This window comes from Erythrobacter tepidarius (assembly GCF_002155695.1).
In the GTDB taxonomy this organism is placed as follows: Bacteria; Pseudomonadota; Alphaproteobacteria; order Sphingomonadales; family Sphingomonadaceae; genus Erythrobacter; species Erythrobacter tepidarius.
In genome coordinates, this window is sequence record NZ_MUYJ01000004.1 from 97,097 (window position 1) to 116,472 (window position 19,376).

The following is a 19,376-nucleotide window of genomic DNA, read 5'->3' on the forward strand; positions in this document are numbered from 1 at the left end:
CATTCGTGCCTTACCAGCGACGGATCAGGCGCCTTGCGGGGCCTCGTCGGCCTTGCCGCTGAACCGCCTGCCGGCCTTCGGAATCGCCGAGCCACGCACCGGGGCGGGAATCGACGGGCCACGCGGCGCATCTGGACGGTCGATCTTGCCGGTTTCGAGCAGCTGGTTGATCTCCTCGCCCGTCAGCGTCTCGTATTCGAGCAGCGCCTGAGCGAGCAGGTGGAGCTGGTCCTCGTGGGTCTTGAGAATGTCGGTGGCCCGCTTGTGCGCGCCTTCGACCAGCGCCTTGATCTCGGCATCGATCAGCTTGTTGGTCTCGTCCGAGGCCATGGTCCGCATCGTCTGGCCCATGCCGAGATAGCCGTCCTGACTGGTCTCGTACTGGAGCGGGCCGAGCTTTTCGCTCATCCCCCAGCGGGTCACCATGTTGCGCGCCAGATCGGTCGCGTACTGGATGTCGGACGAGGCCCCCGAGGACACTTTGTCGTATCCGAAGATGAGCTCCTCCGCTACGCGCCCGCCCATCGAGACCGAGAGGTTCGCGTGCATCTTGTCGCGGTGATAGGAATAGCTGTCGCGCTCCGGCAGGCGCATCACCATGCCCAGCGCACGGCCGCGCGGAATGATGGTGGCCTTGTGGATCGGATCCGAGGCCGGCTCGTGTACCGAGACGATCGCGTGGCCGGCCTCGTGATAGGCGGTCATCCGCTTTTCGTCCTCGGTCATCACCATCGAGCGGCGCTCGGCCCCCATCATGACCTTGTCCTTGGCGTCCTCGAATTCCTGCATCGCCACCAGCCGCTTGTTGCGGCGCGCGGCCAGCAGGGCTGCTTCGTTGACGAGATTGGCAAGGTCGGCCCCCGAGAAACCCGGCGTGCCGCGCGCAATCACGCGCGGGTTCACGTCGGGGGCGAGCGGCACCTTCTTCATATGCACGCGGAGGATCTTCTCGCGCCCGTCAATATCGGGGATCGGCACCACGACCTGACGGTCGAAGCGGCCTGGACGCAGCAGCGCGGGGTCAAGCACGTCGGGGCGGTTGGTGGCGGCGATGATGATGATGCCTTCGTTGGCCTCAAAACCGTCCATCTCGACAAGCAGCTGGTTGAGCGTCTGCTCGCGCTCGTCATTCGAATTGCCCAAGCCATGGCCGCGCGAACGGCCGACAGCGTCGATCTCGTCGATGAAGACGATGCAGGGCGCATTCTTCTTGGCCTGTTCGAACATGTCGCGCACCCGAGATGCCCCGACACCGACGAACATCTCGACGAAGTCCGAACCCGAAATGGTGAAGAACGGCACGCCCGCTTCGCCGGCGATCGCGCGGGCCAGAAGCGTCTTGCCGGTGCCGGGCGAGCCGACCAGCAGCGCGCCCTTGGGGATCTGGCCGCCAAGCTTGGAGAAGCGCTGCGGATCACGCAGGAACTCGACGATCTCCTGAAGCTCCTCGCGCGCCTCGTCGATGCCGGCGACATCGTCAAAGGTCACGCGGCCCGAACGTTCGGTCAGCAGCTTGGCCTTGGACTTGCCGAAGCCCATCGCGCCGCCGCCGCCGCCCTTCTGCATCTGGCGCAGCGCGAAGACGGCAATCCCGAGGATCAGCAGGAAGGGCAGCGACTGGAGCAGGATGAACAGCAGCATGCTCTGCTGCTCGCGCGGCTTGCCGGTGAACTGCACCCCGTTCTCTTCCATGAGCCGGGTGATTTCGATGTCATTGGGCACGGGAACGGTGGAGAAGCTGTCACCGTTCTTGAGCTTGCCGGTGATCAGCTCCTCGCTCAGCTGCACGTCCTGCACTTCGCCCCGGGCGACAGCCTCGCGGAAGTCGGAATAGCGGATCGAGGTGCCCGGACTCTGCCCGGCATTGCTGAACATCGTGACGACCAGCAGCAGCGCCAGAAAGATGCCGCCCCAGATCATCAACTGTCTGACCCAAGGGTTCGGGCCGTCCGGCTGCTGGTTGGGGTCGTGCTGCTCGCTCATCGGGTGGATTCCTTTTCTCGCGGGTAATGTAGGGCGCGCAAGGTGAATGGCAAGCTAAAGCGCAAGGATGCGGATCGTGCCAATTTTCGAACAGCGTGATGAGAATTATCGATCTTCGGCCCCACCCTCGGCCGTGCCGTAGGCGGCGAGGAACATCTCGACCGCCCCATCGATGCGCCTGCGCACCATTTCCGGTGCGATCTCCGCCCCGAAGCGCCGCTCAAGATCGCCCATCCCCTTACACAGCGCCACAAATTGCTCAGCCGCGAGCAAAGGGTCGGCAATTGCCAGTTCGCCGGCTTCGACTTCTTGACGAAGATAGGCCGCAAAAGCGTGCTTCATGCGCCATGGTCCGGCTGACAGGAAGGCAATTCCGATGGCGGGTTCATTCTCGGTTTCCGCCGAGATCCGGCGATCGAAGCGGATCATCTCCGGTCGGGACAGGAAAGCGACCACTGCCTCGCCAATCGCGGCAAGACGTTCGCGTATCGTGCCAGTCGGCATGGCATCGAGGGTGAAATAGTCCCCCATCTTCTCGCATTCGTGCGCAACCGCAGCGGCGAACAAGGCGCGCTTGTCGCCGAACTGGTTGTAGATCGTGACCTTGGACACGCCGGCATCCGCGGCGATCTGTTCGATCGAGGTTGCGGCAAAGCCATGGTGGAAGAAGTGGTGCGCAGCGGTGTCGATGATCATCAGGTGCTTGGCCGCATCAAGCGGACGGCCTGCGCGACGGCGACCGGAAAATCCTGATTTCTTCGGCGAACACCCGATTGACAAAGTGAACGGCTCCGTTCAATTAAACGATACCGTTCAATAATGCGTTGATTCGCCCCTCCGCGCAACCCTGTCCTCTCGCAAAGGTTCTCCCGCGTGCTCTGGATCGCCATCAGGATGCTCACCGGTGATGCCCAGAAGTTCTACGGGCTCCTGTTCGGCATTGCCTTTTCCACTCTGCTCATCACCCAGCAGATGACGATCTTCGTCAACCTGGTGCAGCGCGGGGCGAGCGGGGTCTTCAACGCGCCCGAGGCCGAGGTGTGGGTGATGGATCCGGTCAGCCGCACCACCGATGTCAGCTATGCCATGCCGGCCACCGCGCTCGATAAGGTGCGCTCGGTTCCGGGCGTGGAATGGGCCGTGCCGCACCTGCGTGCGGTTGCCAATGTGCGCACGGCGGAAGGCGATCTGGAAGGCGTTGCGGTGATTGGGGTGGACGACGCCACTCTGATCGGCCTGCCCCGGCGCATGGCCCAGGGCGACAAGTCGGTGCTGTTCGCGCCGGATGCGGTTGCGATTGACGATACCGGCGCGCAGCGCTTCTTCCCGGCCGGCGCCAGCCCGATCGGCGCGCGGCTCGAACTCAACGATCAGCGCGCGGTAATCCGCGGCATTGCCGATGCCATCCCGAGCTTTACCAGCACCGTGGTGCTCTACACCCGCTATTCCAACGCGCTGAATTTCGTCCCCGGCACGCGTAACCGCCTGTCCTTCGTGCTGGTGGGCGTGAGCGAGGGCCAGACCCCGGAACAAGTGGCCGACCGGATCGAGGCGGAAACCGGCCTCAAGGCCAAGACCCGCGATGAATTCGCTCAGGCGGGCATCGACTTCATCATCGAAAACACCGGCATTCCAACCAATTTCGGGATCACGGTGTTCCTTGGTTTCGTCGTCGGCGTGGCGATTGTCGGCCTGACCTTCAGCCTGTTCATCCGCGACAACATCAAGCAGTTCGGGGCCTTGAAGGCGATCGGGGTGACCAACGGCAAGATCGTCCGGATGGTTGCCGCGCAGGCCGGCCTCGTCGGCATGATCGGCTACGCGCTGGGTGTCGTGGGTACGGTGCTGTTCATCTACGGCTTTTCCGCCAATCCGTTCTTCAAGGGCTTTTACATTCCCTGGCAGGTGCCGCTCATCAGCCTGGTGGCGGTCGTGATCATTCTCGCCATCACCGGGCTGATCGCAATTCGCTCGGTGCTCAGGACCGAACCGGCGGCGGTGTTCCGGTGAGCCAAACGACCATGACCATCCCCGCCAGCCCCCCGTGCGAGGCCGAAGCCGCGATCTGCGCGCGCGGTATTATCCGCGATTTCGAGGCGGGGCAGACCACCATCCGCGTGCTCCACGGCATCGATGCCGAGATCCGCTCGGGCGAGATGACCTATGTCGTGGGCGAGAGCGGCTCGGGCAAGACCACGCTGATCTCGATCATGTGCGGGATCCTCTGGCCCACCGCGGGCGAAGTGAAGGTGTTCGGCACCGACATCTACAAGCTGTCGGACACCGAACTGGTGAACTTTCGACTCAACAATATCGGCTTCATCTTCCAGCAGTACAACCTGATCCCCTCGATCGACGCCGCCGCCAATGCCGCGGTGCCGCTGATCGCCAAGGGCATGCCGGTCGAAGAGGCGCGGGAAAAAGCCAAGGTGCTGCTCGACAAGCTCAACATCGGCAATCAGGCTGACAAGCTCCCGCGCCAGCTTTCGGGCGGGCAGCAACAGCGGGTCGCAATCGCCCGGGCGCTGGTGCACGAACCGCGGCTGGTGGTATGCGACGAGCCGACGGCCGCGCTCGATGCGCGCTCGGGCCGGCGCGTGATGGACCTGCTGCGCGAAGTGGCGGTGGCGCCCGATCGCGCCTGCATCATCGTCACCCACGACAACCGCATCTTCGATCTCGCCGACCGCATCATCGTGCTCGAGGACGGGCGCATTACCCATGACGGCAAGGAAATGCCCGATGGCCACTGATGCCGCAGTCCCTTCTTTCCCCTGCCACCCGAGGACACTATGGCTCTTCTGCCCCGCAACCTGAGTTTCTCGCGCCAGCTTCTGCCGGTCATCGCGGTCATCGGGATGGTGGTCGCCGCATGGTACATTGTCGGCAGCCTGCCCGACCGCACGACCATCGCGCCGGCGGAGCAGCCGCCCAAGCCGGTGGGCGAACTCGCCAACGCACCGCGCGTGGCGGGCGCAGGGATCGTCGAGCCGGCGAGCGAGGTAATCGACATCGGCTCGGCGTTGTCGGGGCTCGTCACCGATGTGCGGGTGAAGCCGGGCGACAAGGTCGCTGCGGGCGAGGTGCTGTTCCTTGTCGATGCCCGCGCCGCGCGCGCCAATCTCGCGCAGGCCACCGCTGCGATCCGCGAGGCGCGCGCGGCCATCGTCGAGGCCGAGACCGCGCAACGCACCGCGCGCCAGCAGCTTGCTCTCTATCGCAGCCTGACTGACCCGGCCGCCGTAAGCCGCTCCGAAGTGATCCGCGCCGAGGGTGAAGAAGCCGCCGCCACCACCCGGCTCGGCCTTGCCCGTGCGCGCTTGGCCGCGGCCGAAGCCGCTGCTGCCGCCTCGCGCACCGAGATCGAACGCCTTACCGTGCGCGCGCCGATCGCGGGCGAAATCCTCGCAGTCAACATTCACCCCGGCGAATTCGTCGCCACCCAGGGCGGCAGCTCGCAACCCTTCATCCAGATGGGCAACACCGATCCGCTGCATGTGCGCATCGACATCGACGAGAACGAAGCGGTGCGCGTCAAGCTCGGCGCGCCGGCTGTGGTCAGTCCGCGCGGGGCGGCCGAACTCCACGTCACCGCCACCTTCGTGCGCGCCGAGCCGCAGGTGGTGCCCAAGCGCTCGCTCACCAACAGCGCCGCCGAGCGCGTCGATGTGCGGGTGCTCCAGCTGATCTATGCCCTGCCAAAGACCGACCGCTTCCGGGTCGGCCAGCAGGTCGATGCCTTCATTCCGGCCAAGAGCGCTCCGGCGGGCGGGGGGAACTGAGCCATGCGGCGCGCTGCCCTTCCCTTTGCGGCGCTGCTGCCGCTCGCCTTGGGGGCCTGCGTGATGCAGCCAGCCCCGGAGATTGCGACGCCGGTGCCAGATCTGCCCGCGGCATTCTTCTACACCCCTGCCAGCGCCGAGCAAAGCGGCCTTGCCGCGCTGATGCCGAGCGCGGATCCGGCCTATGTCGCCCTGTCGCAAGCCGCGCTGGCCAAGGCGCCGAGCCTTGCCGAAGCCGCCGCGCGGATCGACGCCGCCCGCGCCGGCACGCGCCATGCCGGGGCCGAACGCCTGCCCAACATCACCGCCGATGCCGACGTCACCCGCAACCGTATCAACCCCGCGCAGTTCGGCGCAGCGGGCCAGCAGGGCTTCATCCCGCGCGAGCAGACTTCCTATGGCGCGAACATCGTCGCCAGCTGGGACCCGGACATTTTCGGGCGGCTCAAGGCGCAGGAACGCGCCGCTCTTGCCCGGATCGATGCCGCCAGCGCGCAGGCACAGGGCGTGCGGACTGCGCTGCTGGCGGAGATCGCTGCCAGCGTGATCGACTGGCGCACGCTCGATTCCCGCGCTGCTGCCATCGAGGAAGATGTCGCCGCCGCGCAGACCCTCGCACGGCTGGCGAAGGTGCGTGAGGATGCAGGTATCGCGCCCGGTTTCGATCGGGTGCGGGCCGAGGCGACCGCGCGCTCCTCGCAGGTGCGCCTCGCCGCCCTGGAGAGCGAACGCGCGCGTCTGATCGGGCGGCTGGTGACGCTGACCGGGCAGGACGCGGCGAGCGTGCGCGCAGCGCTGGCCGCTCCGGTGACGCTGCTGACGCCAGCCGCCCCCCCTGCCGCACTGCCGTCCGACCTGCTGGCGAACCGGCCCGATGTCGCCGCCGCTGCCGCCAATCTTGCTGCCAGCGATGCCGATCTTGCTGCCGCCGCCCGCGCCCGCTTTCCGCGGATCACCTTGTCCGGGGTGATCGGCCTGCTCGCCTTCGATCCCGCGGAATTCTTCAACGATTCCATCATCGGCAACCTGAGCGCCGGGGTCGCCGGGCCACTGCTCGATTTCGGGCGCGTCGGAGCCGGGATCGATGCTGCCGCCGCCGAAAAGCGCGCCGCCTTTGCCGCCTATCGCGGGGCGGTGTTTCAAGCGCTGGGCGATGCGGAAGGCGCCTACGGCACTGTCGCTGCCGCGGATGCCGAGAGCCGGCTCGCGGTGGATGAACACGGCCAGCTCACCCGCGCGGCGAGCCTTGCCGAGACGCGCTACAAGGCCGGGCTTGCCAGCTTCCTCGACGTGCTCGAAGCGCGCCGGGCTGCCGATGCCAGCGGCGAACGCGCGGCAGCGGCGATGGGCCGGGCGCTGCGGGCGCGCGTGCTGCTGTGGCAGGCGCTGGGCGGCGATGCTCCGGCCAAGGCGGGCAGCTAGCCGAGCGCCCGCACGGTCGGCCAGAAGCTTGCTACCAGGCCTCTCGCATCGTCAGCGCGAGGCAAGGCCGCGGCCTCGGCCTTGGCCATCAGGTGGCGCGGTTCCTCCAGCAGCGCCCTGCTCGCGCCATCGGCCGTCGCTGGCGCTATCAGGCGCGCCATGCCGGCCCCTTGCGTCTCCTGCGCATGGGACGCCCCCTCGTCTCTCCGCCGGGACTGTGCCGGGGCCGTGCCGCTTTGGTCAAGCGACGGGGGTGCGGTGGAGCAGCGCCGAACGCTCGCAGCGGCACACCAGCTCACCGCGCTGATTGTGCATTTCGTGGATGAAGGTGACGATCCCGGCATCGGGGCGCGAATTGCTGGCCCGCAGTTGCTTGACCTCGCTCGAAGCCCGCAAGGTATCGCCGATGAACACCGGGTTGGGCGTCACCACCTTGTCGAACCCGAGATTGGCGACCAGCGTTCCCAAGGTCGTATCCCCAACCGACAGCCCGACCAGCAGGCTGAAGGTGAAGGTCGAATTGACGAGGATCTGCCCGAATCCGCTGGCCTTGGCCGCTTCGACATCGAGGTGCAGCGGCTGGGGATTGTGGGTCATGGTCGAAAACAGCAGGTTGTCAGTCTCCGTAACGGTGCGCCGGATCGCGTGTTCGATCCGGTCACCCACCTGCCATTGGTCGAAATAGCGGCCCGCCATCACGCACCCGCCGTCCAGCGCGCGACCACCGCATCCCCGTCATCCGCGCTCGAGCGCACCGCGCCTGGGGTGCGGCTGAACCGCGGCGCGGGGGCAGTGTGCCATTCGCCCTCGTGCTCGATATAGGCCCCGCGCGCCTTCATGTGCGGATGCTCGCGCGCTTCTTCGAGTTCGAGCACGGGGGCGAAGCAGGCGTCCGAGCCTTCGAGCAGAGCGCACCATTCGGCTTGCGTCTTCGTCGCGAACAACGCGGCAAGCTTTTCGGCGTAGGCCTCCCAGTTGGCGGGGTTCATTTGCCCTTCGGCGAGCTCGGCCGGCGCACCGGCCTTGGCGAGCATTTCCGCATAGAACTGCGGCTCGATCGCACCCAGCGCGATCTCCCTGCCATCAGCGCATTTGAAGCAGCGGTAGAAATGCGCCGCTCCCCCGAGCATGCCCTTGCCCCGCTCGGTGGTGATGAAGGGCCGGCCGCGTACGCCGAAGAAGAAGCTCATCAGGCTGGTCGCGCCATCGACGATCGCGGCATCGACCACCTGACCGCGTCCCGAACGCTCGCGCTCGTAAAGCGCGGCCATGATCCCGAAGGCGCAATAGAGCGAGCCGCCTCCGAAATCGCCGACGAGGTTCTGCGGCGGCGTCGCGGTCTCGCCGGCCTTGCCAATCGCCGACAAGGCGCCGGTGATAGCGATATAGTTGATGTCGTGGCCCGCCGCATGGGCCAATGGCCCTTCCTGACCCCAGCCGGTCATGCGGGCATAGACAAGGCGCGGATTTGCCCTGAGCAGCGTGTCCGGCCCCAGTCCCAGCCGCTCCATCACACCTGGACGGAAACCCTCGATCAGCACGTCGGCGCTGGCCGCGGCCTTGCGACAAAAGGCTTTGCCTTCCTCGCTCTTGAGATCGATGCCGATGCGGTGCCGCCCGCGCTCAACGACCGGGTTGGAAACCCCCGCGCCGGGCCGGTCGATCCGCACCACTTCGGCGCCAAGATCGGCCAGCAGCATGGCGACGTGCGGCCCCGGGCCGATACCGCTGAACTCGATCACGCGAAGGCCACTCAAGGGTCCTGATGGTTGGTTCATCGCTCTCTCCTTCGCGCGGGCTCTATCGTGGGGCAGGCAAGGCTGGCAAGTCTTCGGAAAGAGGCATTGTTAGGCCTTGATCATGCCGATAGGCTGCGGCCTAGGTGAAACTTGATTCGCCTGATCGCAGCCTTGGAAGCCCTGTTGATGTCTCTCATCAAAGCAAGATTGCGCCAATTGCGGTCCGACGGCCATCTGGTCGGGCCAATCAATTTTCTTGCGAGCATGAATTATCGGCTGCGTTCTGCCCGCGATTATCTGAACAGGCAGAAGGTGCGGCGCGATTTGTCGTCGCGTCATTTCAGGGATAGCGTCGATAAACAGGTCGACTTTGCCATGAATGCGGGCAAGCAGTTCTTCCGACCGATGCAGAATCGCTGGGAAATCACCGAACTGATGCGCCGTGTGAGCCAGTGGCAGCCAAAGCGGGTTCTCGAAATCGGCACGGCACGCGGCGGCACGCTGTTCCTGTTTTGCCAGAACGCCGCACCCGATGCGTCACTGGTCAGCATTGATCTTCCCCACGGGATCAATGGCGGCGGCTATCCCGAATGGAAGTCGTCGATCTACAAGTCCTTCGCGCAGCCGGGGCAAACGGTCACCTTGCTACGCGGCAATTCGCATGACGCTGCGATGAAGGAGGAACTTGTGCGACGCATGGGGCCTGAGCCATTCGATCTCATCATGATCGATGCCGATCATCGGTACGAAGGCGTCAAACGCGATTTCGAGCTCTACGCGCCGCTTGTCGCCCCGGACGGGGTGATCGTGCTGCACGATGTCCTGCCCAACCACTTCGATCCCGAAATCCGGGTTGACCGCTTCTGGAACGAAATCAAGGCGATCTACGATACCGAAGAAATCGTCGAGGATCCGGAACAGGGCTGCATGGGCATCGGTCTGGTCAGGAACTACCACCGCGCCAGTGTACCGGCCTGAAGCCGACAAGACGCCCAATGGGCCTGCAAAGGCAAACTTGCTTGTGACGGGCAACCAAGCGTCTAACTGCACGGCCATGCGCAACCTCACCCATCTCGAGCGGCTCGAAGCCGAAAGCATCCACATATTCCGCGAAGTCGTGGCCGAGGCCCAGAACCCGGTCATGCTCTATTCGGTGGGCAAGGACAGCTCGGTGATGCTGCATCTGGCGCGCAAGGCCTTCTACCCTGCCCCGCCGCCGTTCCCGATGCTGCACGTGGCAAGCGGGTGGGATTTCCGGGACCTGCTCGCCCACCGCGACCGCACCGTCCGCGAGTATGGGCTGCGGCTCATCATCGCCCGAAATGAAGAGGCCGAGGCGCAGGGTATCAACCCCTTCGACACCGGCAGCGCGCTCTATTCACAGGCACAGCTGATCGAACCCCTCAAGCGCGCGCTGACGGAACACGGATTTGATGCCGCCTTCGGCGGTGGACGACGCGACGAGGAAAAGGCGCGGGCCAAGGAGCGCATCTTCTCCTTCCGGACCGCCGCGCACCGCTGGGATCCCAAGAACCAGCGCCCCGAGCTATGGAACCTCTACAACGCGAGGAAGGCGAAGGGCGAGAGCATTCGCGTCTTCCCGCTCTCGAACTGGACCGAGCTGGATATCTGGCAATATATTGCGCTCGAAAAGATCGACATCGTTCCGCTCTACTTCGCCAAACCGCGCCCCACGGTCGAGCGCGACGGGATGATCCTGGTGGTCGATGATGAACGCTTCCCGCTCGCACCAGGCGAGCAGCCGGTCATCCGCTCCGTCCGCTTCCGCACCCTGGGTTGCTATCCGCTCACCGGCGCGACCGTAAGCGAGGCGAGCGAGATGCGCCAGATTATCCAGGAAATGCTGCTCGCCACCAGTTCCGAACGGCAGGGCCGGGCGATCGACAAAGGGCAGTCGGCCAGCATGGAAGACAAGAAGCAGGAGGGGTACTTCTGATGGACACCCCTTCCTCCTTTCAGGCCGATGCTCTCATCGCCGAGGATATCGACGCCTATCTCCACCGGCACCGCCACAAGAGCCTGTTGCGCTTCATCACCTGCGGCAGCGTGGACGATGGCAAATCGACCCTGATCGGGCGGTTGCTCTACGATTCCAAAATGATCTTCGAGGATCAGCTGGCCGCGCTTGTCAGCGACAGCAAGCGCCACGGGACGCAAGGCGAGGCGATCGACTTCGCGCTGCTGGTCGACGGACTCGCCGCCGAGCGCGAGCAGGGCATCACGATCGATGTCGCCTACCGCTTCTTCACTACGGAAAAGCGCAAGTTCATCGTCGCCGACACGCCGGGGCATGAACAATATACCCGCAACATGGTCACCGGTGCCTCGACCGCGGATCTCGCCGTGATTCTGGTTGATGCGCGCAAGGGCGTGCTGCGCCAGACCCGGCGGCACTCGTGGCTGGTCCACCTGCTCGGCATCCGCCACGTGGTGCTGGCGGTGAACAAGATGGACCTAGTGGATTACGATCAGGCAATCTTCGATGCCATCGTTGCCGATTACCGCGCCTTTGCCGAGAGCATTGGCATCAGGGATTTTACCGCGATCCCGATTTCGGGCTTCAAGGGCGACAATATCACCGCGGCCCCATCGGCCAACACCCCATGGTATTGCGGCCCGGCGCTGATCCAGCACCTCGAGACAGTCGATGTCGATGATGCCGCCGCTCAGGCGCAGCCCTTCCGGATGCCGGTGCAATGGGTCAACCGCCCCAATCTCGACTTCCGCGGCTTTGCCGGGCTGATCGTCAGCGGCACGGTGCGGGTGGGCGATCCGGTGCGGATCGTGCCTTCAGGCAAGACCAGCACGGTGAAGGCAATCGTGACCTATGACGGCACTCTCGACGAGGCTGTCGCCGGCCAGTCGGTTACCATCACCCTCTCTGACGAGATCGATTGTAGCCGCGGCGATGTAATCGCTGCGGCTGACGATCCGCCGCAAGCATCCGACCAGTTCAGCGCCACCTTCGTGTGGATGGACGAGACGCCCCTGAAGCCCGGGCGCGGCTACTGGCTCAAGCTCGGCACCCAGACCGTCACCGCGACAGTCCAACCGCCCAAATACGAGATCGACGTCAACAGCCGCGAGCACCTTGCCGCGACGACGCTTGGCCTCAACGCGATCGGGGTGGCCGAATTCGCCACCGACCGGCCGATCGCCTTCGAGCCCTACGAGGTTAACCGTCAGCTAGGCGGGTTTATCCTGATCGACAAGTATACCAACGCCACCGTTGCCGCCGGCATGATTGCCTTCAGCCTGCGCCGGGCGGAAAATATTCATTGGCAGCCGGTCAGCATCACCCGCGAGGATCACGCGGCCATGAAGAACCAGACCCCGCGGGTGCTGTGGTTCACCGGCCTTTCGGGCAGCGGCAAATCGACCATCGCCAACGAGGTCGAAAAGCAACTCTTCCTGATGAACCGCCACACGTTCCTGCTTGACGGGGACAATGTCCGCCACGGCCTCAACCGCGATCTTGGCTTCACCGAGGCCGACCGGATCGAGAATATCCGCCGGGTAGGCGAAGTCGCCAAGCTGATGGCCGACGCGGGCCTGATCGTGCTGACCGCCTTCATCAGCCCCTTCCGCGCCGAACGCGAGATGGTGCGCAAGATGCTGCCCGAAGGCGAGTTCGTCGAGATTTTCGTCGACACCCCGCTGGAGGTGGCGGAGCAGCGCGACGTGAAGGGCCTCTACAGGAAGGCGCGCGAAGGCAAGCTCAAGAATTTCACCGGGATCGACAGCCCTTACGAACCGCCCGAGAACCCGGAGATCCGGGTCAACACCGTCGAGATGACCCCCGAACAGGCAGCACGTTACATCATCGACCGGATCATGCCGCTTAAATGAACCTCGCAATGCTTGATGATGCCCCGCTGGCCGCGATGCTCGCCCTCGAGGCGGGGCGGGTGCTGAACGCCGTGCGCACCGGAACAGGGCTGACCGGCAGGGCGCTCGGCGATGCCGGTGACCGCGAGGCCAACCGCTTCCTGTGCCAAGCGATCCGCGCCGCGCGGCCCGATGACGGGCTGCTGTCGGAGGAGGAGCAGGACAATCCCGCGCGCCTTGCCAAGTCACGCGTGTGGATCATCGATCCGGTCGACGGCACGCGCGAGTATGCCGAAGGCCGCACCGACTGGGCGGTGCATGTCGCGCTCGCGGTGGACGGCGTGCCGGTGCATGGCGCGGTCGCATTGCCGGGCCTACCGGGCGAGGTGGTATTGCGCTCGGACCAGCCGCAGCTTCTCGCCCCGCTCGCAAGCCGACCGCGTTTTCTCGTCAGCCGCACCCGGCCAGCCGCCGAAGCACAGGCCGTCGCGGCGACATTGGGCGGCACGGTGGTGCCGATGGGCAGCGCCGGAGCCAAGGCCATGGCGGTTGTGCGCGGCGAAGCGGAGGTCTATCTCCATTCCGGGGGCCAGCACGAATGGGACAGCTGCGCGCCCGTGGCGGTTGCGAGGGCGTACGGGCTTCATTGCTCGCGTGTCGACGGGTCGCTGCTGGCCTATAACCAGCCCGATACCTATATGCCCGACCTGTTGATCTGTCGCCGTGAATTGGCAGCGCAGGTCCTGGATGCAGTCGCACGGCTCAAGCCCTGAACAACCATCGCCGCAGGCACCAAGACATGCGTCTGTTGTGCATTGCAACACAGGATATCGCTTGCTAGGCGAGCCATGGTCGCGGGACGTTGCGCCCTGGGGGAGCATTCGTGAAGATTGCCATTTTTGGACTGGGTTACGTAGGCGCGACGGCGGCCGGCTGCATCGCCAGCCAAGGACATATGGTGGTGGGCGTCGATGTCAGCGAGGCCAAGGTCGCCGCGCTCAACGCAGGTCGCGCGCCGGTCTATGAACCGGGACTGGATGATTTGATCGGTATTGCCCATGCCGAGGGGAGGATCAAGGCTGTCACCCGGCTGACGGACGAACTCGACGATGCCGACATCGCGATCGTCTGCGTGGGCACGCCAAGCGGCGTCGATGGCGCGCACAACATGAGCTACATCGCGCAGGTCACCCGCGCGATCGCCGCCGCGCTGAAGCCCGATCGCGTCAGGCCGCTGACGCTCGCATACCGCTCCACCATGCGCCCCGGCAGTTGCGAGAACATGATCTGGCCGATCCTTCAGAACCATCTCGGCGATGCTGCGGAAAGGGTGGTCGAGCTGGTCTACAACCCCGAATTCCTGCGCGAAGCGAGCGCGATTGAAGACTTCTTCAACCCGCCCAAGATCGTCATCGGCACGCGCGGTGGCAAGCGATCGGCCAATATGGCAAAGCTCAACGAAGGGATCGACGCACCGGTGTTCGAAGTGGGTCTGCGCGAGGCGGAGATCACCAAGTTTGTCGACAATTCGTGGCATGCGGTCAAGGTCGCCTTCGCCAACGAAATCGGCCGCGTGTGCCAGAATCTCGGCATTTCTGCCCAGCAAGTTCACGCAATCTTCAAGAGCGACACCAAGCTCAACCTGTCCGCCTATTATACCCGTCCCGGCGGCGCCTTCGGCGGGTCGTGCCTGCCCAAGGACGTGCGCGCCCTGCAATATATCGCAGCCGACACCGGATCGGCCACGCACCTCGTAGACTCGCTCATCCGCTCGAACGAGGCGCACAAGCACCACCAGTTCCTGCACGCGACCCGCGGGCTCGAACCGGGTGCCAAGGTTCTGCTGGTCGGCCTCGCCTTCAAGCTTGAGACCGACGACTTGCGCGAAAGCCCGGCTGTCGACATGGCGCGCAAGCTGCTCGAAGCGGGCTATGATCTCGATATCTACGATCCCAAGGTGGCGCCCGATAACCTCGTCGGCCAAAACCTGGGCTATGCCTATTCGGTGTTGCCCCGCATCGACGGGCTGCTGATCGACAAGGCCACCGCCGAAACCCGCGACTATGCCCGGATCATTGCCACCAACCGCCTCATCGACAGCCTCGCCGTCGATCCGGCCAAGGTGGTCGACATCAGCGCCATTCCCTGACGATGAACGCCCCTGCAACGCTCGGCGCCGAGGAAGGCATCCCGGCGGTCATCGAAGGCGAGCCGCTCAAGGGTCGTCATGTGCTGATAGTCGTCGAGAACCTGCCCCTGCCATTTGACCGGCGGGTGTGGCAAGAGGCGCGCACGCTCAAGGCCGCGGGCGCGCATGTCTCGATCATCTGCCCCACCGGCAAGGGCTACGAGAGGCGCTTCGAAGTCATCGACGGCATCGAAATCCACCGCCACCCGCTGCCGCTGGAAGCCAAGGGCGCGATCGGGTTCCTCGCGGAATATGGTGCGGCGCTGTTCTGGGAAACGGTGCTGGCGTGGAAGATCCATATTAAGCGCCGGATCGATGTGATTCAGGGCTGCAATCCGCCTGACCTCATCTTCCTTGTCGCCCTGCCGTTCAAGCTGCTGGGCGTGCGCTACATCTTCGATCACCACGACATCAATCCCGAACTTTACGAAGCCAAGTTCAACAAGCGCGGGTTTTTCTGGCAGCTGATGGTGCTGTTCGAGAAGCTGACCTTCATGGCAGCGGATGTCTCGATCGCAACCAATCATTCCTACCGCACAATCGCGATCGAACGCGGCGGGATGAAGCCCGAGCGGGTGCATGTCGTGCGTTCCGGCCCCGATCTTTCGAAGCTCAAGCGGGTGGCTCCGGTCCCCCGCTGGAAGAACGGCCGCGCGCACATGGTCGGCTATGTCGGCGTCATGGGTGAGCAAGAGGGTATCGACCTGCTGATCGACGCGGTCGATCACCTTGTCCGCCGGATGGGCCGCGAGGATATCCAATTCGTGCTCGTCGGCGGGGGGCCAGCACTGGCCGAGTTGCAGGCACTCGCCATGAGCCGCGGCCTCGGCGACTTCATCACCTTCACCGGGCGCGCGCCCGATGCCGAATTGTTCGAGGTGCTCTCGACCATGGATCTGGGCGTCAACCCAGACCGGGTCAACGCGATGAACGACAAGTCGACCATGAACAAGATCATGGAATATATGAGCCTCGGCAAGCCGATGGTGCAGTTCGACGTCACCGAAGGGCGGTTCTCGGCGCAGGAGGCCTCGCTCTATGCCAGGCCCAACGATCCGGTCGACTTGGCAGAGAAGATCGCGATTCTGATCGATGATCCCGCGGCGCGTGAGCGGATGGGCGCGTTTGGCCGCGCGCGCGTGGTCAACGAGCTTAATTGGCAGCATCAGATCAAACCCTTGCTCGCGGCCTACTTGCAGGCGCTCGGCAAGCAATAATCGGGTTCGCTGATCCGCCCGCTGCGCCTCCCGCCCCGCCGCCGATCATGCCATCACGCCATAGGGGCCGGGTGGGCGGCACGAGCCGCGCTCAGCACGGCCCGGCATAGGCCGGGCGAAATGGTAAAATCGCAGGCAAGCCTAACGCGATTTTAAGGGCTTTGCGGCCATTACCCGGCGCGTAATCCGGGACTGAGACCGCATGAACGCTCCTTTCGACGCCACCGCCGCGCTCGGGCGCAAGCCACAGACGCATCCAGCACCCGACCACCAGATCGCGGTGATCGGTCTCGGCTATATCGGCCTGCCGACGGCGGCCCTGCTCGCCTCTTATGGCTGGAGCGTGTGCGGTGTCGATGTCTCCCGCAAGGTGGTCGACACGGTCAATGCGGGCGGCGTGCACATCGAAGAGCATGATCTCGACAAGCTGGTGCGTGATGCGATCACCGCGCGAACGCTTGTCGCCTCAACCGAGGTGCCCTCCGCCAGCTTCTATCTGATCGCCGTGCCGACCCCGCTGGGCCAGAACAATGCGCCCGACATCTCCCATGTCGAGGCCGCGGCGCGCGCGATTGCACCGAGGATCAGGCCGGGCGCCTGCGTGATCGTCGAGAGCACCTCGCCTGTGGGCACCACCGAGCGGGTGGCGCAGATCATCAGCGAACTGCGACCCGATCTCGTCGTGCCGCGCGAAGGCGCGACGGGCGAGGCCGACATCGCGCTGGCCTATTGCCCCGAGCGCGTGCTGCCAGGCCGGATCGTCAACGAACTGGTGCACAATGATCGGGTGATCGGCGGGGTCACCCCGGCCTGCGCAGAGCGCGCGGCGGTGCTTTACTCCAGCTTTGTCAAAGGCGACTGCTTCTGCACTACCGCCCGCGTGGCCGAGACGGTGAAGCTGGTCGAAAACGCGTTTCGCGATGTCAATATCGCCTTTGCCAACGAACTTTCGATGATCGCCGATGTCATCGGTGTGGACGTGTGGGAGGTGATTCGCCTCGCCAACCGCCACCCGCGCGTCAATATTCTCCAGCCCGGCCCCGGCGTGGGCGGGCATTGCATCGCGGTCGATCCGTGGTTCCTCGTCGCCGGTGCGCCCGAAGCCGCGAGGCTGGTGCGCACCGCGCGCGAAGTCAACGATCACAAGGCTGTGCATACTGAGGCACGCATCCGCGCACTGCTCGAAGCCATGCCCCACGGTAAGGTCGCGCTGCTCGGCCTCGCCTTCAAGCCGGACATCGACGACTTCCGCGAAAGCCCCTCGCTCGCAATCGCCGAGGCGCTGGCGCGTACTGACGGGGAGCGTATCCTCGTGGTTGAGCCATTTACCAAGGATATTCCCGAGCCCCTTGCAGGAACCGGCGCAAGGCTGGTGACGCTTGACGCAGCCCTGCGGGCCGCCGAGATTGTGGTGGTGCTGGTCGATCACACCGCCTTCAAGCATCTTGGCCCGGAGGATTTGTCCGGCAAGCTGGTGTTCGACACGCGGGGCATGCTGCAGCGATGAACAGCAGCGGCGGGAAACCCCGCATTCTTGTCACTTTCGGCACCCGGCCCGAAGCCATTAAGATGTTTCCGGTGGTCTTCGCCCTACGTGAAACCGGCCGATTCGACGTGCGCGTAGCGGTCACGGCACAGCACCGCGAGATGTTGGATTCGGTGCTGACGATGGCGAGGATTGCACCCGACATCGATCTCGACCTGATGCAGCCCGGACAAAGCCTCGATGCGCTTTGCGCGCGTATCGTCACCCGCTTCGGCGCTGCACTCGATACAATCAAGCCCGATCGGGTGCTGGTCCACGGTGATACACTCACGACGACGATGGCGACGCTGGCCTGCTATTTCCGTCGCATTCCGGTGGGTCACGTCGAGGCGGGCCTCAGAAGCGGCGATATCTATTCGCCGTGGCCCGAGGAAGTGAACCGCAAGGTAACAGGCGCAATCGCCGATCTGCATTTCGCCCCGACCGAGACGGCCGCAGCGGCGTTGCGGGCGGAGAACGTTCCTGACAGCGCGATCCACATCACCGGCAACACGGTGATCGACGCGCTGATATTCGCGCAGCACAAGATCGCTGCCGATCCGTCGCTGGCTCCGGTGGTGGCACCGCTCAGGGAGCGCTTCAAAGGCAAGCGCATCATCGCCGTCACCGCCCACCGGCGCGAGAACTTCGGTGCCGGGATGCAGCAGATTGCGGCCGCGATCCAGCAACTTGCCGCGCGCGAGGACGTGGCGATCATCTATCCGCTCCACCCCAATCCGAATGTTCTCGAAGTCATGCGTCCGGCGCTTTCCGGCCACGACAACATCGCCTTGATCGATCCGCTCGACTATCTCGATTTCGTGGCGATGATGGCCGCAAGCGACATCGTGCTGACGGATTCCGGCGGCATTCAGGAAGAAGCGCCAAGTTTGGGCAAACCGGTGCTGGTGATGCGCGCCACCACCGAAAGGCCAGAGGGTGTTGCTGCGGGCACGGCGCGTCTGGTCGGGGCAGATACAGCGCGGATCGTCGCAGAAACGTCACGGTTGCTCGACGACCGGCAAGCCTATGAATCCATGGCCAGAGCGCACAATCCCTATGGCGACGGCAGCGCCAGCAGACGGATCGCCACGATCCTTGCCAACTTGCGACATCAGCCCTGCCGGCGTACCAGCCACGTGTAATAGATTGCCGCGCCCAAAACGGTCAGGCTCGCGCCGATATCAATAATCCAGTTGAGCTTTGCCGCCCCATAGAGCAGGGCATCGACTGAGTGCAGCGAGATAATCCGCAAGCCTATCAGACACAGCATTGCCATCGCCCCCCACAGCGCTGCCATCCGCGCGACATTGCGCCGGCCGCGGACATAGCGCATCGTGCGATAGTGCAGCGCGAGCGTGCCTGCGCCGGCCAGAAGGACGATGGTTGCAATGATCGGCCCCTGAATTTCCCGGCGCTCTTGGTAGCTGTCCTCTGCGCGCAGTGCCGCCCGCAGGGCATTGCGCAGGCTGTCTTCCACATTCAGCAGGCGCAGGGCGATCAGAACGGCAAAGAACAGGGCAAGAAGCAACCAGTGCCAGACATGCCTCGGCAATTGCCGCGCCCTGTGCGCGGTGAGCGTAGCAGCGAGGCAGGCGACGATGACGCAGAAGTAAAGGCCGCTGGCCGAGAGGCTGAGGATCGAATGAGCGAAAGGCATCGCGCTTCTTG

At 64.7% G+C, this 19,376-nt stretch carries 18 protein-coding genes; 12 read left to right on the forward strand and 6 right to left on the reverse strand.

The genetic code is table 11. From position 1 onward, the window contains the following. Positions 1–24: 24 nt before the first annotated feature. Together ftsH and BZF61_RS04930 are read right to left on the reverse strand one after the other, a co-directional pair. Positions 25–1,983 carry an ATP-dependent zinc metalloprotease FtsH gene (gene ftsH / locus BZF61_RS04925; RefSeq protein ID WP_086617522.1) on the reverse strand — a complete coding sequence of 653 codons (1,959 nt, stop codon included), beginning with the start codon at positions 1,981–1,983 and terminating at the stop codon, positions 25–27. A gap of 105 nt (positions 1,984–2,088) precedes the next feature. Continuing rightward, complete coding sequence (locus BZF61_RS04930; RefSeq protein WP_086617523.1) at positions 2,089–2,679, reverse strand: TetR/AcrR family transcriptional regulator; 591 nt, start codon at positions 2,677–2,679, stop codon at positions 2,089–2,091. 177 nt (positions 2,680–2,856) lie between these two features. On the opposite strand from BZF61_RS04930, the gene BZF61_RS04935 reads away from it, so the two are divergent. Genes BZF61_RS04935 through BZF61_RS04950 form a run of 4 tightly spaced genes read left to right on the forward strand, consistent with a single transcriptional unit; the run spans position 2,857 to position 7,187 of the window. Then, entirely contained in the window at positions 2,857–3,993 is a 1,137-nt protein-coding gene (locus tag BZF61_RS04935; RefSeq protein WP_086617524.1) for an ABC transporter permease, read from the forward strand. Between the two features lie 11 nt (positions 3,994–4,004). Further along, positions 4,005–4,736 (forward strand): ABC transporter ATP-binding protein, encoded by a 732-nt coding sequence (locus tag BZF61_RS04940; protein ID WP_086617686.1) that lies wholly within the window; start codon positions 4,005–4,007, stop codon positions 4,734–4,736. A gap of 39 nt (positions 4,737–4,775) precedes the next feature. Then, a complete protein-coding gene (locus tag BZF61_RS04945; protein WP_086617525.1) occupies positions 4,776–5,765 on the forward strand; it encodes an efflux RND transporter periplasmic adaptor subunit in 990 nt (329 codons plus the stop codon). Between the two features lie 3 nt (positions 5,766–5,768). After that, positions 5,769–7,187: an efflux transporter outer membrane subunit gene (locus BZF61_RS04950; RefSeq protein ID WP_086617526.1), complete on the forward strand. Its 1,419-nt coding sequence runs from the start codon at positions 5,769–5,771 to the stop codon at positions 7,185–7,187. Here BZF61_RS04950 and BZF61_RS15745 read toward each other — a convergent pair. The 3 genes from BZF61_RS15745 to BZF61_RS04960 all read right to left on the reverse strand — a co-directional run bounded on the left by BZF61_RS15745 (position 7,184) and on the right by BZF61_RS04960 (position 8,965). Continuing rightward, positions 7,184–7,348 (reverse strand): hypothetical protein, encoded by a 165-nt coding sequence (locus tag BZF61_RS15745; RefSeq protein ID WP_158094056.1) that lies wholly within the window; start codon positions 7,346–7,348, stop codon positions 7,184–7,186. The genes BZF61_RS04950 and BZF61_RS15745 overlap by 4 nt on opposite strands. 79 nt (positions 7,349–7,427) lie before the next feature. Further along, entirely contained in the window at positions 7,428–7,883 is a 456-nt protein-coding gene (locus BZF61_RS04955; protein WP_086617527.1) for a MaoC family dehydratase, read from the reverse strand. Further along, positions 7,883–8,965 carry a CaiB/BaiF CoA transferase family protein gene (locus BZF61_RS04960; RefSeq protein ID WP_086617528.1) on the reverse strand — a complete coding sequence of 361 codons (1,083 nt, stop codon included), beginning with the start codon at positions 8,963–8,965 and terminating at the stop codon, positions 7,883–7,885. Before BZF61_RS04960 ends, BZF61_RS04955 begins: the two co-directional genes overlap by 1 nt. Before the next feature lie 111 nt (positions 8,966–9,076). Here BZF61_RS04960 and BZF61_RS04965 point away from each other — a divergent pair, with 111 nt between their 5' ends. The 8 genes from BZF61_RS04965 (at position 9,077) to wecB (ending at position 18,850) form a co-directional block, all read left to right on the forward strand. Further along, complete coding sequence (locus BZF61_RS04965; protein ID WP_086617529.1) at positions 9,077–9,904, forward strand: class I SAM-dependent methyltransferase; 828 nt, start codon at positions 9,077–9,079, stop codon at positions 9,902–9,904. Positions 9,905–9,980: 76 nt separating this feature from the next. Then, positions 9,981–10,883: a sulfate adenylyltransferase subunit CysD gene (gene cysD, locus BZF61_RS04970; RefSeq protein ID WP_086617530.1), complete on the forward strand. Its 903-nt coding sequence runs from the start codon at positions 9,981–9,983 to the stop codon at positions 10,881–10,883. Then, positions 10,883–12,796, forward strand: a complete 1,914-nt coding sequence (gene cysN, locus BZF61_RS04975) for a sulfate adenylyltransferase subunit CysN (RefSeq protein WP_086617531.1) — start codon at positions 10,883–10,885, stop codon at positions 12,794–12,796. The genes cysD and cysN overlap by 1 nt, the downstream gene beginning before the upstream one ends. Further along, the gene (locus tag BZF61_RS04980; RefSeq protein ID WP_086617532.1) at positions 12,793–13,548 is read left to right on the forward strand and encodes a 3'(2'),5'-bisphosphate nucleotidase CysQ; all 756 of its coding nucleotides are present in this window, start codon (positions 12,793–12,795) and stop codon (positions 13,546–13,548) included. Before cysN ends, BZF61_RS04980 begins: the two co-directional genes overlap by 4 nt. Positions 13,549–13,658: 110 nt before the next feature. Next, entirely contained in the window at positions 13,659–14,924 is a 1,266-nt protein-coding gene (locus BZF61_RS04985; RefSeq protein WP_086617533.1) for a nucleotide sugar dehydrogenase, read from the forward strand. 2 nt (positions 14,925–14,926) lie between these two features. Then, positions 14,927–16,180, forward strand: coding sequence for a glycosyltransferase family 4 protein (locus tag BZF61_RS04990; protein WP_086617534.1), 1,254 nt, complete (start codon positions 14,927–14,929; stop codon positions 16,178–16,180). Positions 16,181–16,382: 202 nt separating this feature from the next. After that, on the forward strand, positions 16,383–17,687 hold the full coding sequence (gene wecC, locus BZF61_RS04995; protein WP_086617535.1) for a UDP-N-acetyl-D-mannosamine dehydrogenase: 1,305 nt from the start codon (positions 16,383–16,385) through the stop codon (positions 17,685–17,687). After that, the gene (wecB, locus tag BZF61_RS05000) at positions 17,684–18,850 is read left to right on the forward strand and encodes a non-hydrolyzing UDP-N-acetylglucosamine 2-epimerase (protein WP_086617536.1); all 1,167 of its coding nucleotides are present in this window, start codon (positions 17,684–17,686) and stop codon (positions 18,848–18,850) included. The genes wecC and wecB overlap by 4 nt, the downstream gene beginning before the upstream one ends. Here the strand turns inward: wecB and BZF61_RS05005 are convergent. After that, entirely contained in the window at positions 18,820–19,236 is a 417-nt protein-coding gene (locus BZF61_RS05005) for a hypothetical protein (RefSeq protein ID WP_143736923.1), read from the reverse strand. The genes wecB and BZF61_RS05005 overlap by 31 nt on opposite strands. Positions 19,237–19,376 lie beyond the last annotated feature (140 nt).